The sequence below is a fragment of the Halomonas sp. AOP30-A1-24 genome (assembly GCF_052378165.1).
GTDB lineage: Bacteria > Pseudomonadota > Gammaproteobacteria > Pseudomonadales > Halomonadaceae > Vreelandella > Vreelandella citrativorans.
This window is the reverse complement of sequence record NZ_JBQSXL010000045.1, coordinates 1-15,717: the sequence shown is the minus strand read 5'-3', so window position 1 is coordinate 15,717 and position 15,717 is coordinate 1. Positions and strand designations below refer to the sequence as shown.

Below are 15,717 nucleotides of genomic sequence, written 5' to 3'. Positions count from 1 at the left end.
TTATGCGTGGAAAATGAAAAGCGGTGGCTGAAGCTTATGCTTACAAAACTATGCCTACAAAAATGCCTGCCGCGCCTCGCGCTACAGGGCATTTAACGTTGTATGGCGAGCGAACTAGCCGCAGATCGCTTCCAGCGCCTCTATCAGGCTATCCATCTCATCGTCAGTGCCGATGGTAATGCGCAGGAAGTTATTAAGCTCAGAGGTATTGAAGTGGCGTACGAGAATGCCGCGCTCGCGAAGGCCCGCAAACAGTTGAGCGCCTGCATGCTCAGGATGCTGGGCAAGCACAAAATTGGCCTTGGAGGGCAATACCTCAAATCCTAATGCTTCAAGACGCTGACGGGTGCGTTCACGGGTTGTAATCACGCGCTCCCGGCTTGCGTCAAAGTGCGCTTTATCGTCAAGTGCAGCAATACCTACAAGGCTTGCCAGGCTATCTACTGGATAGGAGTTAAACGAGTCCTTAACGCGGTGCAGGCCATCAATCAACTCCACTGAGCCAATGGCGTAGCCCAAGCGTAAGCCGGCCAGGCTGCGTGATTTTGAGAACGTGCCCGTCACTAGTAAATTTGGATAGCGATCAATTAATGCAATCGCGCTTTCGGCGCCAAAGTCGACATACGCTTCATCAACCAATACAACGCGATCCGTTACTCGCTTGAGTAGTGTTTCAATATCCTCAAGCGAATGCGCATGCCCGGTAGGCGCATTCGGATTGGCAAAAATCACTCCGCTACGCGCCGACGCGGTTCCCAGCGCCTCCAGATCAACTTCCCACTGCTCATTGAGTGGATGAGTGCGTAGCTCAACGTTATAGAGGTTGGCGTATACCGGATAAAAACTATAGGTAATCGATGGGGCATCAAGCGGTGCGCCGTGACAGAAGAAGGCTTGAAAAGCCAACGCTAGCACCTCATCTGAACCATTGCCCACAAATACCTGCTGGCTTTCAACGCCATACGTTTCAGCAAGTTTTGAACGCAGTGCGGCAGACGTTGGGTCGGGATAGAGACGCAAATGGTCGGTCGCGTAGTCACGCAGTGCCTGGCCGACGCCCGGTGCTGGCGGGTAAGGGTTTTCATTGGTATTGAGCTTGATAATACGCTCACGCGGCTGCTCCCCGGGTATATAAGGGGTTAGCGCTTTAACAGCGGGACTCCAGTATTGGCTCATGTGGGTAACCTGATTATCCTTGCATAATAGGCCATGGTCGCTTGATGCTCGCTTAAGCGCAAGCATTCCCCTTGCAATCAGGGGTGTGCGTTGCACCTTGTAACGGTTATGCTGTCATAATCGCGCGAAAGAAATGTATGACCAACACGATAAGGAGACACCCCATGCAATTCAGGAGTTTGCTAGCCAGTTCGGCTATGTTGGCATTGTTGGCAGGCTGTGCGACCGGCGGCCCTTCGGCCCAGGAAAGTGACGCAGGCGTTAGCGCGTCACAACAGCGCTACCAAGGCACACTGCCTTGCCGTAACTGTGATGGTATTGATCTGGACGTTACCATGGTGGGCGAAGAAACAAGCACACCTGATGAGCGTACTTTCACACTGGATGCGACGTATCGCAACCACCCTCAAACGCCTCCGCCTGAAAACTACGCAGGTAACTGGGAAGTGTTGAGCGGCACGCCGTCTGATCCGGATGCCTCTGTTTACGAGTTGACGCCCAGTGGCGACGGCCAAATTTACTACTTTCAACGTATTGATGAGCGTACGCTGGAGCTAATTGATCCAGAGCGTCGTCGCTTTGAAAATGGCGAAATGTTGCAGCTACAGCGTCAGTAAGTGAGCAGTAACATCCTAAGGCGGCCATTGGCCGCCTTTTGTATTTTATAGCCTGGTAATAGTGACAAAGAGTTAATATCAACGGGAGTATCAGTGCGGTGGCTAAAGCCAAAAGTGCCTTTGTATGTACCGAGTGCGGCGCGGAGTATCGAAAGTGGCAGGGCCAGTGCTCCAGTTGTAACGAGTGGAATACGCTGAGCGAGATTAGCCTGGCCAGTGCGCGGCCCGGAAGCGGAAGCAGTGGGTCAGGTCGGGGAGGTTATGCGGGTGACCTCTCCCGGGATGTGGTTGATTTAAGCAACGTCGACCTAAGTGAAGTGCCGCGGCTAAGCTCCACCTTTAATGAGTTTGACCGTGTGTTGGGCGGTGGCTTGGTGCCGGGTTCTGCGGTACTGCTTGGGGGCAACCCTGGTGCGGGCAAGTCCACGCTACTGCTGCAAACGGCCTGTAAGCTGGCCCAGCAGCGGCGCATTTTGTATGTCACCGGTGAAGAGTCATTGTCTCAGGTCGCCATGCGCGCCCATCGCCTGCAGCTGCCTACCAACGGCTTGAAAATGCTTGCGGAAACCAGCGTTGAGACTATCCTGGCCGTGGCTGAGCGTGAGAAGCCTGAAATATTGGTGATCGACTCTATCCAAACCATGCATCTGGAGGATATTAGCTCGGCGCCGGGCGGGGTGGCCCAGGTACGTGAGTCCGCCGCTGCGCTTACCCGCTTTGCCAAGCAAACCAATACGGTGCTGTTACTGGTGGGCCATGTCACCAAAGATGGCACACTGGCAGGCCCCAAGGTACTGGAACACATGATCGATGCGTCGCTTTTGCTGGAAGGTGGCGCCGATTCCCGCTTTAGAACCCTGCGCGGTCAGAAGAACCGCTTTGGTGCGGTGAATGAGCTGGGCGTCTTCGCCATGCTGGAGCAAGGCTTAAAAGAGGTTAAAAACCCCAGTGCCATTTTTCTCTCGCGCCAGGAAGAGCAGGCGCCGGGCAGCCTTGTCATGGTGGTGTGGGAAGGCACTCGCCCTATTCTTGTCGAAGTACAGGCGCTGGTTGATGAATCCGCCTTGGGGAACCCACGCCGTGTGGCCGTTGGGGTAGACCAAAACCGTTTAGCCATGCTGCTGGCCGTGCTTAACCGTCATGGCGGCCTTTTTACCGGCGACCAGGATGTTTTCCTGAACGTGGTGGGCGGGGTAAAAGTATTGGAGACCAGTGCGGACCTGGCCGTACTGCTCGCGGTCGTCTCCAGTCTACAAAACCGCGCGTTACCCAAGGAGCTGGTAGTGTTTGGCGAAGTGGGGCTTTCTGGTGAAATACGCCCGGTACCCAGTGGGCAGGAGCGTATTGCCGAGGCCGCCAAACACGGTTTTTTACGTGCGATTGTACCTCGTGCGAATGCACCCAAGCAGTCACCCAAGGGGATGGAAGTCATTGCCGTCGATAAGCTTAGCGACGCGCTAGAGGCGCTTTAAGTAGGCTACGCTATAAGAATTGTTATTAAGACTGTTATAACAACTGTTCTAAAAACATGCAGTGCCAAGGAGAGACACAATGAGTTCAATTCGCCTAACCCAATACAGTCATGGTGCAGGCTGTGGCTGTAAAATAGCTCCGGATGTACTGGACAGCATTCTCGCCAAAGCGGGGCCGTTAGCCGGGCATAAGCAGCTCATTGTGGGCAATCAAGGGCGCGAAGATGCCGCTGTCTACGACTTGGGCGATGGGCGAGGCATGATTGCCACTACCGACTTCTTCATGCCGATTGTCGATGACCCGTTTGATTTTGGGCGAATTGCTGCCACGAACGCCATCAGTGATATTTACGCCATGGGCGGTACGCCGGTCATGGCGCTGAGTATTCTCGGCTGGCCATTAGACAAGTTGAGCGCGGAGATTGCCGGCGATGTCATTGCCGGCGCCCAGGGCGTTTGCCGTGAGCTGGGTGTCGCCTTGGCGGGAGGCCATTCGATTGATGCGCCCGAGCCCATTTTTGGCCTGGCAGTGAATGGGCTGGTCGACCTGGACAAGCTAAAGCTCAATAGCCGCGCTAAGCCGGGTGATCTGCTGTTTTTGACCAAGCCGTTAGGCGTTGGGCTGCTGACCACTGCAGAGAAGCAAGGCCTGCTGGAAGCAGGGCATCACGGGTTGGCTCGGGAAACCATGCTTAAATCCAACCGTATCGGCGTCAAGCTTGCCGATGTAAAAGGCCTTAATGCCATGACCGACGTTACCGGGTTTGGCTTAGCGGGGCATTTGTCGGAAATATGCAGCGCAAGCAACGTCATGGCCCAGATAGATTTTCGCCGCCTACCTCGGCTGGCTCAGGCAGAAACCTATCGTCGTCAAGGGGCCGTTCCCGGCGGCACACGGCGCAACCGCGATGCCTTAGGTAAAAGCTTGCCTGATATGGATGAAGCTCACTGGCAGTGGCTATGCGACCCGCAAACGTCAGGCGGCTTACTACTAAGTGTCGACCCTGCTTGGCAAGATGATGTTGAACGCATTGGCCGCGAGTTCGGCTTATCGCTTCAGCCGTTTGGCGTCATGAAAGCCCGTGAGAGCGAGGCGCTGATCGAGGTGGTGGGATAGTGCTTGAGAGAGTGCCTGAAACAGCGCGCGACAGCGGCGCCAGAACTTCACGTGGGGGGTGGGACAGCTGTTGGGAGGCCGCTAAGCAGTGGAGCGCCTAGCGGCTATCTTTCGGCGTGGTTAGCTCACTTTAAGCCATTGAGTCATGACGCGATCAAGCAGCGGTGCCAGCCGATGAAAGCGCGTTGCGTCTTCAAGGATCTGGCTACTTTCCTGGCGAAAGCGGTCTGCCGCGGAAGAGGTAGGTGTAGTGGGCTCGGCATGCTCAAGGCGCTTTTTCACATTGGCAAGTGTTACCTCAAAAAGGCACAGCAAACCGATGACACGGCCACTGTCCCAACTAAAGCCTTGCAGCGGTGCCGCCGCACTGCCGCCCAACGGCAATGCATTCTCGGGCAAGCTAAATACATACCGATGCCACATAAAGGCGTCAAACTGCTCGGGTAAGTCAAACGGGCTTTCTGGGGCCAGCGATACGGTATGCCAACCTCTTTCGGGATACGTACCTGGAGCGATGATTGCCCCAAGTGCCTGAGCGATCCACAGGGCCCCCAGGCCAATGCCCATCAGGGGCTTTTGACCATCAAGATAACGGTTAATCAATTTGTTTTCGGCTTTAAACCAGGCGGGCGGCTGATCTATAAACGTTTCAGGGCCATCCAGCACGATTAACGCATCGCTTTCTGCCGGACGAGGCGTTAACTCGTCGGCATAAAGATGAAAAATGGTGTAACTATGTCCCATACTGCTTAACCAATCCGTTAAGCGGGCGGGAGCATGATCAGCGCCGTGCTGTAGCAAATGAATATGCATGGTAATCTCCTCGCCGGCCGTACACAGTAAAGGCTGTCAGTGTTAATGACAGCGCGAGTTCGACCATAACGTATTGCCCCCATTTCACCAATATCACGCGTTAGGAAATCAGTATGGCGTCCAAGCCCCCAGGATTTTACCAGCAGTTGCAACTGCTTCCGCTACCGGCTCAGCAAGCGTTTATGGCTGCATTATGTGAGCGCCTTCTGCCTAATTACGCCCTGTACGAGCAGACCACTGGCCAAGGGGATATTCACACGCTGCGTACCGTAATTAGCCTGGTTTGGGAGCGCTTAAGCGTGCCCAACGCGAGCATTGATTTTGCGCGTCAGGCGGAAAAGTTGGCGGAGTGCGAACCGCCTGCTGATGATGAAAGCTTTGGTGCGCGTCGTGCGCTGGACGCGGTGGTTTCCCTGTCGGCGTTGTTGGACACACTGCAAGGCGACTCGCCAGAAGCCGTGCTGGATGTGAGTCGTACGTCACGTGCCGGGGTACGTGCCTTTATCGAACTTACTGAAGGCGAAGAGGATGCCCAAAAGCTTGCTTTACTGATTCGGGACCATCCGTTAATGGCCGACGAAAATGATTTTCAGGACGCGGTTTTGGAAGCGGTCAGTGAACCGCTAAACAAAGCCGCGCTTAAGGAAATACGCACGCTAGGGCGTAACGGCGGTATCAGTAATCTGGGCCTTAGCCTTGAGGAAGATGATGAGTGAGGCTTGGCCTGCCTAAAAGCGCAGGCCTGCGGTTACCATCATGCCAGCGGTGCCGAAAATGATGAGGTCAGACTCAAAGCGCCCCCACTGCATACCAATGCTGGGCAGCAGGGCGGGTGCGGTTTCAAGGTGGTTGAGAGGGATTTTGTCCCGATACTCACCTTTATAGCCATGTAGGAGCCCACCGGTGAGTTTGGCCCTGACGTTAATCTCTTTGAACTGCCAAAGGGGGAATTCACGCCCGGCATAAACGTACCAGGTGGGCTGATTATACGAGTTTTTAAACCACGCCGTACCTGCCAGCCAACGCTCCGGGTTATGTAACTCAATGCCGATCAAATTCTGCTGATTGTTATGATCTGGCTGTGGATCAAAGTGGCGGGTTAACAGGCTGGTTTGCACCAGCGTATGGTCCAGCTCAAGCGTCGGAGGCCAGTCCGGTAAGGTGAAGGCTGAGGCAGATGCGCTCAGCCATAAACCAGTTAGCCCTCCCAACCATGGGAAACAACGGGGCATGTAATACTCCTAAAAAGGGACTGGGCAACAAAAATGTTACAGACGCATCTCGATACCGCGTTCTGCCATATAGCGCTTTGCTTCAGGGATCGTATGCTCTCCAAAGTGGAAAATACTGGCGGCCAGCACCGCATCCGCACCACCTTTCAATACGCCGTCCACCAGGTGATCCAGATTGCCCACGCCGCCAGATGCAATCACTGGCACGCTCACGGCTTCTGAAATCGCGTGGGTCACGCCAAGGTCAAAGCCGATTTTGGTGCCATCACGGTCCATGCTAGTGAGCAGCAGCTCGCCCGCGCCAAACTCGACCATTTTTTTGGCCCACTCCACCGCATCAAGCCCGGTTGGGCGGCGGCCGCCATGCGTGAAAATCTCCCAGCGCGGCGGCTCGCCTTCATTGGAGACGCGCTTGGCATCAATCGCCACTACGATGCACTGGCTGCCAAAGCGTTCCGCAGCTTCGCGAACAAATTCAGGATTCGTAACGGCGGCGGTGTTGATCGACACTTTATCCGCGCCTGCATTCAGCATTGTACGAATATCGTCACAGCTGCGAATACCGCCACCCACCGTCAGCGGAATAAACACTTCCCCTGCGATGCGTTCGACCATTTCGACAGTAGTGTCGCGGCCTTCGTGGCTAGCGGTAATATCCAGAAAGGTAATTTCATCGGCACCCTGCTGGTTATAGCGCTGGGCAATCTCGACCGGGTCGCCTGCATCACGAATGCCGACAAAGTTGACGCCTTTCACCACTCGCCCAGCATCAACGTCCAGGCAGGGAATTATACGCTTGGATAAGCTCACTCACCGCCTCCTGTTAGCTGGTCGCTAAGACGTTGTGCTTCAGCCACATCCAGACTGCCTTCGTAAATGGCACGACCGGTAATGGCGCCTAAAATACCGCTATCGGCGACATCGCACAGCGCTTTAATGTCATCCAGGTTGGTCACGCCCCCAGAGGCGATGACCGGCAAGCCGCCTTCGCGAGCCAACTGAGCCGTTGCTTCAACGTTAACGCCTTGCATCATGCCGTCACGGGCAATGTCGGTATAGACGATGCTGGAGACGCCGTCATCAGCAAACTGTTTTGCCAGGTCGACGGCTTTAACGCTTGAAACTTCTGCCCAGCCGTCGGTGGCCACGAAGCCCTCTTTAGCGTCCAAGCCAACAATCACGCGACCTGGGAAAGCACGGCACATTTCACCCACAAACGCGGGCTCTTTAACCGCCTTGGTGCCGATAATCACGTAGGATACGCCTGCATTCAGGTAGTGCTCAATGGTTTCAGCAGTACGAATGCCGCCACCAATTTGAATGGGCAGGTTGGGGTAGGCACGTGCGATGGCTGTCACGGCGTCGCCATTGACCGGCTTACCTTCAAACGCACCGTTCAAATCGACCAGATGAAGGCGTCGCGCGCCAGCTTCTACCCAGCGCGCGGCCATAGCGACCGGGTCATCGCCGTAAGAGGTTGCATCATCCATACGCCCCTGTTTCAACCGCACACACTGGCCGTCTTTGAGATCAATCGCAGGAATTACCAACATAACTAAACCTCTTAGGGTGTCCAGGTGACAAAGTTTTCGAGTAAGCGTAGGCCTGCTCGGGAGCTTTTTTCCGGGTGGAACTGTACGGCAAAGGTGGCATCGCGGCCAATCGCCACGTGGGCACTGACATCGCCATAATGCGCGGTGCCAAAAACCTGGGCATCGTCGGCAGCATTCACGTAATAACTGTGTACAAAGTAGAAGTGCTCGTTGTTATCAATGCCTGCCCATAGCGGATGGTCATGGCTTTGTTCCACCAGGTTCCAGCCCATGTGCGGCACTTTTAAACGCTGTTCGTGTGCGTCGCGCATCGTGGTTGGAAAGCGATCCACGCTGCCCTTGAAGAAGCCCAGACAGTCGACGCCACCGTTCTCTTCGCTTCGCTCCATTAACATTTGCTGGCCCACGCAAATGCCCAGCAACGGTTTCGCCTGACGCGTTAGCACATCATCAACCAAGCCACGCAGCTCCGTGCGTTCAAGCTCACTCACACAATCGCGAATAGCACCCTGGCCTGGCAGTACCAGGCGGGTGGCGCCTAAAATGCGCCGCGAATCACGGGTGATAATGACGTTCTCGTGCGTTACATGCTCAAGTGCCTTCGCGACAGAATGTAGATTACCCATCCCGTAGTCGATTACCGCAATAGTCATGAAGCGCTCCTTGATCGAGTGAACGAACGGTTACCTGAGCTGTTTACTGTACTGATATATGCACTGATATAGGTACGACAGCCCGCCATTACAGGCTCCCTTTGGTGGAAGGCATCTGCCCCGCCATGCGTGGATCTTCTGCCACCGCCATGCGTAGGGCGCGTCCAAAGGCTTTAAAAATTGTTTCGGCCTGGTGGTGAGCGTTAAAGCCTTTCATGTTGTCAATATGCAGCGTGACGCGCGCATGATTAACGAACCCTTGAAAAAACTCCCAGAACAGCTGGGTATCAAGACGGCCTATGGTGGCGCGCGTAAATTCGACATCCATATAAAGGCCGGGCCGACCAGAGAAGTCGATCACCACGCGGGAGAGTGCTTCATCCAGCGGCACATACGCATGGCCATAGCGATAAATGCCGCGCTTGTCGCCAATTGCTTCATTAAACGCCTGGCCTAGAGTAATGCCCAGGTCTTCAACGGTATGGTGTTCATCAATATGCAAATCGCCTTTGGCGAGGATATCAAGGTCTATCATCCCGTGGCGTGCAACCTGATCAAGCATATGATCCAGAAAGGGAACGCCCGTCTCGCAGCGAAGGTGGCCTTCGCCATCCAGATTGACGCTGACGGTGATCTGGGTTTCATTGGTATCACGGCTAACCGTGGCAATACGCGCTGCCATGTTGCATCTCCTGCGCTCTAGCGCATTCTGAAGGGAAGGCGATGGGTCGCACTGTTTCATCGCTCTGTTATTAGGACATATATCTGCGGCAAAGCGAACATTATAGAGAATCGGCGCCCCCATCCGCTACAATGCGCGCAATGTAGCCGCCCTTTTAGGCATTAAAAATGGCAGTTTTGCTGCTTTGGCGAAGAGGAGTTCATCATGCCGGTGACACTGGAGCGCGTCGACCAAGCCTGTTGGGAGAACGATGAACAAGTGCGTCTCGATTTGATGCGCATTTATGAGGATGCACCGAAAGAGCGAGTGCCTGCTCAAGCGGTCCTGCCTTTTATAGAGCAACATCTAAAAGCGAAGCACTTTTTTGCCTGCGCACACTTTAATGATCGATTGTTGGGAGCGGTGGCTATTCAAGAAGGACAAGACCGGGCATGGTGGCTTTCAGAGCTCTGTGTACGCAAAACCACACGCCGCCGCGGCGTTGGCTCGCGGCTAATGGCGCTGCTGGGTGAACAGGCCAAGCAAGAGGGGCGTAAACTGCGTATTGACATCTCATCGCTACCGTTGGCCGACCAGGTGCTGCTCTCCAAGCTTGGCTATCGCCCTGGCACCAGTGCCGAAAGACCCACATCGGATCAACCTCTTACCAGCAATTTTGTTGAGTTAGACCCACAAGGGAAAGGGTAATGAAACAGTTATTACGTATTTTGCTGGCTGCTGTCGGCATTCTCGCCATTGTAGGGGTGGCGGCGGTGGTTTATGTGACCACCTTTCTTGACCCCGAAGATTTCAAGCCACGCCTGACGTCCGTTGTGGAAGAGCATACGGGGCTGCACCTGGCGCTTGATGGGCCGATCACATGGTCTTTCTATCCACGCATTGGGGTAAGCGTTGAGCAAGCGCGTGCCTGGCTGCCCGAGCAATCGGAAGAAGATACATCGTTTGCTTCTATACAGCGCGCCGAGGTCAGCGTCGCTTTTGCGCCATTATTGCGCGGCGAAATTGCAGTTGACGGCTTAACGCTGGACGGCATGCGCCTAAACCTTGAGCGGGACGAGGCAGGTGAAGGCAACTGGGAGCCGCTGGTCGAGCGTTTGGCTGAAGGTAGCGATGAAAAAGCACAAACTGTGCTGGCGCCAGCAAGTGCAGGGCCGAATGCCGATGCGGGCAATCTTTCCGTTGTATTGAACATCGCCAGTGTTGAAGTAAAAGACGCCGATATTCGTTTTCGCGATGCGCAAAGCCAAGCGCTGTGGCGCCTGCAGTCGCTGAATGTTTCCGGCAGCAACGTCAATCCGGTAAGTCCTTTCCCTTTAAAAGCCATGTTTACGCTAACCAAACATAATCGTTTGGATGCTGAAGTGCTGGAGCGCACGCCGGATTTAACCACCGATATTGACCTTGAAACACGCATGCGCCTTAAGCTCGCAGAAGACAGCGTGGTACTGGAAAATACCCGTTTAAGTACAAACACACGTTTGCACCCAGACAGTGAGCCCCAGCGGCTTGGTTTAAGGGCGGCTGAAATCGTCGCACGTATGGAAGAGAAGCAGTTAAGTATTACCGAAGGCGTACTAGAAGCAGGCCTGCAGGACCCTGAAAAATGGCAGGGCAGTTTAGCGTTGGCGCTAGCCTTTGGTTTGGAAAGTAACTGGCAGGCGCAAACCGCACAGCTAAAGGAGCTACAGCTGACCGGGCCTGATGGTCTGCGCGTGAGTGGCCACCTGAATGTCGAGCAGATGTTTGATGCTCCTCGATATCGTGGCCAGGTGACCGCCGCGCCTTTTACGCTGCGTCCGTGGTTGACTCGTGCAGGCGTTGAATTGAATACCACTAGCGAGGCAGCGCTTAGCGATATCGCCATGACCAGCCCCATTGAAGGGGATGAGCAGCACGTATCGCTACCTCGGCTATCGCTGGTTGTCGATGACAGCACCTTTACAGGGCAAGTTGCTGCCGCGCTGGATGGGTCGCAGTTAACGTTTGATCTGGAAGGCGATAACCTGAATGTTGATCATTATCTTCCAGGTCCCGCAACGTCTCAGCAGGCCAGTTTAGGCTTATTGCGCAGGGCGTTTGCCCAGAGTGCAGAGACGTTGCTGCCGCAAGCATGGCTCAGTGAGTTGTCAATGGAGGGTGACCTACGTGTCGATACACTTCTGCTGGGAGGTCTTACCTTTAATGACACGCGCTTGCAGCTACAAGGTGAGGAAGGCCTTCAGCAACTGACCGCCTTTGACGCGCGCTTTTATGGCGGAGAACTTAGTGCTTCAGGCCAGTTGGATGCCCGCGAGCAGGTAATGGAGTGGGCGCTGGCCCCGACCATTAATAATGTGCAAATGGCATCGTTGATTGAAGCACTCAGTGATGAGGACGAGCCTTCTCCGCTGAGAGGACGCTTGCATCTGGATGGCGAGCTAACGTCCCGTGGCAATACCCGTGAAGCGTTGGTCAGCAACCTGAATGGACAGTTGGATGGGCGCCTTAATGAAGGTGCGATTTTAGATATTAATATTTCTCAGCAGATGTGTGAACTGGCAGCCCAGGTAGAAGGCGAAGGAACCGTCCGCGACTGGCATAACGATACGCGCTTCGAGCGTTTTGATGCGACGTTCCAGATACGTAATGGCGTCATGAGCAGTGACAACCTGAACATCACTCTGCCGGGGATCGAAGTTAACGGAAAGGGCGAGCTGAATTTCAACAGCCTGAACTTTGATACGCGTGCAGATGCACGGTTAGCGAATACCGCCGATGCTGCCTGTGAAGTGAACCCTCGCCTGGAGCAGTTGCCGCTGCCCGTTCGCTGTGAGGGCCACATTGGCGATGCAACCAGCGAATGGTGCCGCATTGATCGAGACGCTTTTCAGACCGCCGTGGTTAACCTGTTGCGTAACGAAGCTGGAAACCGTGTGACTACGGAGCTTGAGGAGCGCGTAGGCGGTTCGTTGGATCAGTTGGATGAGCGCTTGGGTGAAGGCGCCGGCCAAAACCTTCGCGAAGGTATTCGCCGCCTCTTCAACTGAGCATTCCTATAAGTCAGTCTGCGCCGGCTAAATGCCGGCGCTTTTTTATTGGTATACGCTGATTGGCTCATTCAGCCAAAGACGTTACGAACACGCTAGCGAAGGAGTCCCAATGGCTGATATTCCAACCCCAAGGCTTGAAGCAAGCGAGTTTTATCGCCGCCTGCTTACCTGGTTTGACCAGTATGGTCGGCACGACTTGCCTTGGCAGTCGCCCCGTAGCGCTTACCGAGTGTGGGTTTCGGAAATTATGCTTCAGCAGACCCAAGTGGCGACAGTGATCCCTTACTTTGAGCGCTTTATGGCTCGCTTCCCAACGCTTGAGTCGCTCGCTCTCGCTCCTCAGGATGAGGTGTTGCACTTATGGACCGGGCTTGGTTATTACGCCCGGGCGCGCAACCTGCATAAGGCCGCTCAGCTGGCGCTGGAGGCGCACAACGGCGAACTGCCCACTGAAAGTGTCGATGCGCTAGTCGCTTTGCCTGGCATTGGGCGATCAACGGCAGGCGCAATTATCGCCCAGAGTACCGGCAACCGAGCCGCCATTTTAGATGGCAACGTAAAACGCTCGCTAACGCGATTACACGCTATCCCTGGCTGGCCCGGTAAGCCTGCTGTCGAACGAACGTTGTGGGCGTTGGCCGACTACTACACGCCGTCCACACGCTTAGCGGATTTCACGCAGGCGATGATGGATTTTGGTGCCACCTTATGTAAGCGCAGTAAGCCTGACTGCACATGCTGCCCGTTTAATGATGTATGCCTGGCGTACGCTCAGGGTGAGCCACAGCGCTATCCTGAATCCAAACCCAAGAAAGCGTTGCCCACTCGCTGTACGATTATGCTCCTGCTACGCGATTCCCAAGGGCGCGTCTGGTTGGAGCAACGCCCGCCTAGCGGTTTGTGGGGCGGGCTATGGAGCTTGCCGCAATTCGACACGCACAGAGAACTGAACGACTGGCTTGAACAACACGTTGTATCGCCTAAACGTGAGACGACCATGCCAGGCTTCCAGCATACCTTTAGCCATTTTCGTCTTGAGATTACCCCTCAGCCGGTTTCCTGCGATAGGCTGAGTGAGGTAAGAGAGCACGGGGTGTGGTTTGATGTTAACTACCCCCGGGAGCTTGGCTTGGCGGCACCTGTCAAAGCGCTGCTGGGTCAACTGGCATCTTTTACCCTTAACTTAGCGCCCGGGCGTGTATAAGGCCTTCGGCGTTACTGTCCACCAAGGAGTTATCAATGAGTAATACGGTTTTTTGTCGTAAGTATCAAAAAGAGCTGCCAGCGCTTCCGTTCCCGCCGCTACCCGGCAAGCAGGGCCAGGAAATCCAAACCACTGTATCCAAGCAGGCGTGGGAAGAGTGGCAGGCGCTGCAGACCCGTTTAATCAACGAAAAGCACCTGAATATGCTCGACCCGGAAGCGCGCGCCTACCTGATGGATCAAATGCAACGCTTTCTGAATAACGAAACCACCGATCAGGCCGAGGGCTATGTGCCGCCTACCCAGGCTTAATCAACGGCTCAAGCAGGCGGAAGCCCCACGAATTACGGGCATTTCAGCCCTGCGCCGTTAGTCGTAGAGTTATCCTAAGCGACGGTTAGAAAAGAAAGTTTCACAAAGGTGTTGACGAAAAGCTGAGTTTTTAGTTTAATACGCACCGTTGGCAGCGGCCAGATAGCTCAGTTGGTAGAGCAGGGGATTGAAAATCCCCGTGTCGGCGGTTCGATTCCGTCTCTGGCCACCAAACGTTGGGGTATCGCCAAGTGGTAAGGCACCGCTTTTTGGTAGCGGCATTCCCAGGTTCGAATCCTGGTACCCCAGCCATTGCCAACAAGATTTCTTGTTGATTGTAGAGCCTAACAGCGAAGCAATCATTTTCTCAAGAAAATGTGAAGCGCCGACATAGCTCAGTTGGTAGAGCAACTGACTTGTAATCAGTAGGTCCCGGGTTCGACTCCTGGTGTCGGCACCACTAAAAAAGTGGTTAAAAGCAACATGTTAGAGACTTAAAAAGGCTGCCTTCAACGGTGGCCTTTTTTGTTTTATTCCCCAAATTCTGCATCTGCGTACCGTAGTGCGTACCGTTTCTCTCAAGACCAATTCTGCCTGTTTTTTTCGTTGCTGCAAACCGTTTCTGAGCGGGCTGATGAAGCCGTCTCGCAGCGCGTGCCTGCTGTTCAGTATACCGACCTCCTAGCCCAAAAAGGGACAGTCCCTCTTCCTTGTCCATAAGAGAGCTCGGCGGGATGGCACACCAAAAAAAGGGCTGCCAGCGCAGCCCTTATCAGCAGATATTTTCTTGGTCGCAGTTATGCCTAGCCGAGCGCCGCGTCGGCGATTAACCCTTTTTCGTAAGTCTGGATATCTTCTTCGCGCCACCGCGTACAGCGAGCACCCAGATAGATTGGTGAGGGGATCTGACCTTCACGTTTCCAGCGCCAAATGGTCGCCTTTGAAACACCAAACCGAGAGGCTAGGTCCGCAGCAGACAGGTATTTTGCAAGCATGTGTATCTCCACGTCACAGTAAGCTTCTCCGTGACTCTAGGAAATTCTGGTGCGGAGCAGTTGCGTCTAATTGCAGGAATAGTGGGTTTATGCATTTTAGGGATTTTTTAGGCCGCATTTGGTTTCACGGTCCGATCCAAACGCTAAAAGTTGGATAAATTTTGACATCCTGGCGGTTACTCAAAAAAACAGAAATTAGTGGCTTGGTGGGGCCTTGCTGGATCAGGTTTCTTTGTTAGTTTGGATTTGCCTCATATGGGGTATTTCAAAAAGGATGAAGTTTATGAGAGCTCGTAGGCTATTTTCTGCGTTGCAGGGTGGGAATCTGTCAGTACTCAACGACGTGACTGATTTTATGAGTGAGATATCTGATTGTCTCGACATGTTGCGTGGCGCAAATCGTTTAGAAGAAATTGATGTTATCGAGCACCTTAAAAGCCTGGATGATGAGGAGGCCGATGATATTGGTGACATGCTTGGCATGATTAAGAAAAATGACTGGTTCTTCTGAGGTGTGAGCATGGCGCATTGTCAGTTGTATAAAGGCTGATAGTGCGCTGCTTTTAATAGTATGGCCTACCCTTATGGATTACCCGTAGGTGTCTTAGCTCCTTGCTGCGCGAGATCGACAACAACGCTGAAATCCCTTCGGCGCTGAAAGATAAACTAGTCGAACTGCACAAACTGGGAGTCCAGCAGAAAACCCTCCGAACCTGCATCCACTCAGCTCCTGCTAAGCGTTGGCGTTAATCCGCAGCCTCAACGTTATATCCCGCGTCGGCTCATGCCTGGGTCGCCAATTGAGTCAGCACGTTGCAATGAATTTTGTCGATGCCTATGTCGCTAAACTAAATCTGAACCCC

Annotated in this window: 17 protein-coding genes and 3 tRNA genes; 12 read left to right on the top strand and 8 right to left on the bottom strand. The window is 54.1% G+C overall.

The window, feature by feature from the left end:
* Window positions 1-114: 114 nt before the first annotated feature.
* On the bottom strand, window positions 115-1,176 hold the full coding sequence (gene hisC / locus ACT3TJ_RS17140) for a histidinol-phosphate transaminase (RefSeq protein ID WP_444622690.1): 1,062 nt from the start codon (window positions 1,174-1,176) through the stop codon (window positions 115-117).
* A gap of 164 nt (window positions 1,177-1,340) precedes the next feature.
* Here hisC and ACT3TJ_RS17135 point away from each other — a divergent pair, with 164 nt between their 5' ends.
* The 3 genes from ACT3TJ_RS17135 (at window position 1,341) to selD (ending at window position 4,382) form a co-directional block, all read left to right on the top strand.
* The gene (locus ACT3TJ_RS17135) at window positions 1,341-1,793 is read left to right on the top strand and encodes a copper resistance protein NlpE N-terminal domain-containing protein (protein ID WP_444622691.1); all 453 of its coding nucleotides are present in this window, start codon (window positions 1,341-1,343) and stop codon (window positions 1,791-1,793) included.
* Window positions 1,794-1,891: 98 nt separating this feature from the next.
* The gene (gene radA / locus ACT3TJ_RS17130; RefSeq protein WP_444622692.1) at window positions 1,892-3,265 is read left to right on the top strand and encodes a DNA repair protein RadA; all 1,374 of its coding nucleotides are present in this window, start codon (window positions 1,892-1,894) and stop codon (window positions 3,263-3,265) included.
* Window positions 3,266-3,344: 79 nt separating this feature from the next.
* Window positions 3,345-4,382: a selenide, water dikinase SelD gene (gene selD / locus ACT3TJ_RS17125; RefSeq protein ID WP_444622693.1), complete on the top strand. Its 1,038-nt coding sequence runs from the start codon at window positions 3,345-3,347 to the stop codon at window positions 4,380-4,382.
* A 120-nt stretch (window positions 4,383-4,502) separates the two neighbouring features.
* Here selD and ACT3TJ_RS17120 read toward each other — a convergent pair whose 3' ends face one another.
* Window positions 4,503-5,195, bottom strand: coding sequence for a type 1 glutamine amidotransferase (locus ACT3TJ_RS17120; RefSeq protein WP_444622694.1), 693 nt, complete (start codon window positions 5,193-5,195; stop codon window positions 4,503-4,505).
* 113 nt (window positions 5,196-5,308) lie between these two features.
* On the opposite strand from ACT3TJ_RS17120, the gene ACT3TJ_RS17115 reads away from it, so the two are divergent.
* A complete protein-coding gene (locus ACT3TJ_RS17115) occupies window positions 5,309-5,911 on the top strand; it encodes a YjaG family protein (protein ID WP_172118882.1) in 603 nt (200 codons plus the stop codon).
* A gap of 12 nt (window positions 5,912-5,923) precedes the next feature.
* Here the strand turns inward: ACT3TJ_RS17115 and ACT3TJ_RS17110 are convergent, their stop codons facing one another.
* From ACT3TJ_RS17110 to hisB, 5 genes are all read right to left on the bottom strand, one after another.
* A complete protein-coding gene (locus tag ACT3TJ_RS17110) occupies window positions 5,924-6,427 on the bottom strand; it encodes a hypothetical protein (RefSeq protein WP_172118881.1) in 504 nt (167 codons plus the stop codon).
* Between the two features lie 36 nt (window positions 6,428-6,463).
* On the bottom strand, window positions 6,464-7,237 hold the full coding sequence (gene hisF, locus ACT3TJ_RS17105) for an imidazole glycerol phosphate synthase subunit HisF (protein WP_172118880.1): 774 nt from the start codon (window positions 7,235-7,237) through the stop codon (window positions 6,464-6,466).
* The gene (hisA, locus tag ACT3TJ_RS17100) at window positions 7,234-7,980 is read right to left on the bottom strand and encodes a 1-(5-phosphoribosyl)-5-[(5-phosphoribosylamino)methylideneamino]imidazole-4-carboxamide isomerase (RefSeq protein WP_444622696.1); all 747 of its coding nucleotides are present in this window, start codon (window positions 7,978-7,980) and stop codon (window positions 7,234-7,236) included. Before hisA ends, hisF begins: the two co-directional genes overlap by 4 nt.
* An 11-nt stretch (window positions 7,981-7,991) precedes the next feature.
* Complete coding sequence (gene hisH / locus ACT3TJ_RS17095; protein WP_444622697.1) at window positions 7,992-8,633, bottom strand: imidazole glycerol phosphate synthase subunit HisH; 642 nt, start codon at window positions 8,631-8,633, stop codon at window positions 7,992-7,994.
* An 88-nt stretch (window positions 8,634-8,721) separates the two neighbouring features.
* Window positions 8,722-9,315 (bottom strand): imidazoleglycerol-phosphate dehydratase HisB, encoded by a 594-nt coding sequence (hisB, locus tag ACT3TJ_RS17090; protein ID WP_172118877.1) that lies wholly within the window; start codon window positions 9,313-9,315, stop codon window positions 8,722-8,724.
* Between the two features lie 204 nt (window positions 9,316-9,519).
* Here hisB and ACT3TJ_RS17085 point away from each other — a divergent pair, with 204 nt between their 5' ends.
* The 7 genes from ACT3TJ_RS17085 (at window position 9,520) to ACT3TJ_RS17055 (ending at window position 14,319) form a co-directional block, all read left to right on the top strand.
* Window positions 9,520-10,002 (top strand): acetyl-CoA sensor PanZ family protein, encoded by a 483-nt coding sequence (locus ACT3TJ_RS17085; protein ID WP_172118876.1) that lies wholly within the window; start codon window positions 9,520-9,522, stop codon window positions 10,000-10,002.
* Complete coding sequence (locus ACT3TJ_RS17080) at window positions 10,002-12,341, top strand: AsmA family protein (RefSeq protein WP_444622698.1); 2,340 nt, start codon at window positions 10,002-10,004, stop codon at window positions 12,339-12,341. The genes ACT3TJ_RS17085 and ACT3TJ_RS17080 overlap by 1 nt, the downstream gene beginning before the upstream one ends.
* 112 nt (window positions 12,342-12,453) lie before the next feature.
* A complete protein-coding gene (mutY, locus tag ACT3TJ_RS17075) occupies window positions 12,454-13,548 on the top strand; it encodes an A/G-specific adenine glycosylase (RefSeq protein WP_444622699.1) in 1,095 nt (364 codons plus the stop codon).
* 35 nt (window positions 13,549-13,583) lie between these two features.
* Window positions 13,584-13,859: an oxidative damage protection protein gene (locus ACT3TJ_RS17070; protein WP_172118873.1), complete on the top strand. Its 276-nt coding sequence runs from the start codon at window positions 13,584-13,586 to the stop codon at window positions 13,857-13,859.
* Between the two features lie 156 nt (window positions 13,860-14,015).
* Window positions 14,016-14,091, top strand: a tRNA-Phe gene (locus ACT3TJ_RS17065).
* A 5-nt stretch (window positions 14,092-14,096) separates the two neighbouring features.
* A tRNA-Gln gene (locus ACT3TJ_RS17060) sits at window positions 14,097-14,171 on the top strand.
* A 72-nt stretch (window positions 14,172-14,243) separates the two neighbouring features.
* Window positions 14,244-14,319 (top strand) — tRNA-Thr (locus ACT3TJ_RS17055).
* A gap of 343 nt (window positions 14,320-14,662) precedes the next feature.
* Here ACT3TJ_RS17055 and ACT3TJ_RS17050 read toward each other — a convergent pair.
* On the bottom strand, window positions 14,663-14,854 hold the full coding sequence (locus ACT3TJ_RS17050; RefSeq protein WP_172118872.1) for a helix-turn-helix transcriptional regulator: 192 nt from the start codon (window positions 14,852-14,854) through the stop codon (window positions 14,663-14,665).
* Window positions 14,855-15,137: 283 nt separating this feature from the next.
* Here ACT3TJ_RS17050 and ACT3TJ_RS17045 point away from each other — a divergent pair, with 283 nt between their 5' ends.
* On the top strand, window positions 15,138-15,365 hold the full coding sequence (locus ACT3TJ_RS17045) for a hypothetical protein (protein WP_339935617.1): 228 nt from the start codon (window positions 15,138-15,140) through the stop codon (window positions 15,363-15,365).
* The last annotated feature ends 352 nt before the right edge of the window (window positions 15,366-15,717 follow it).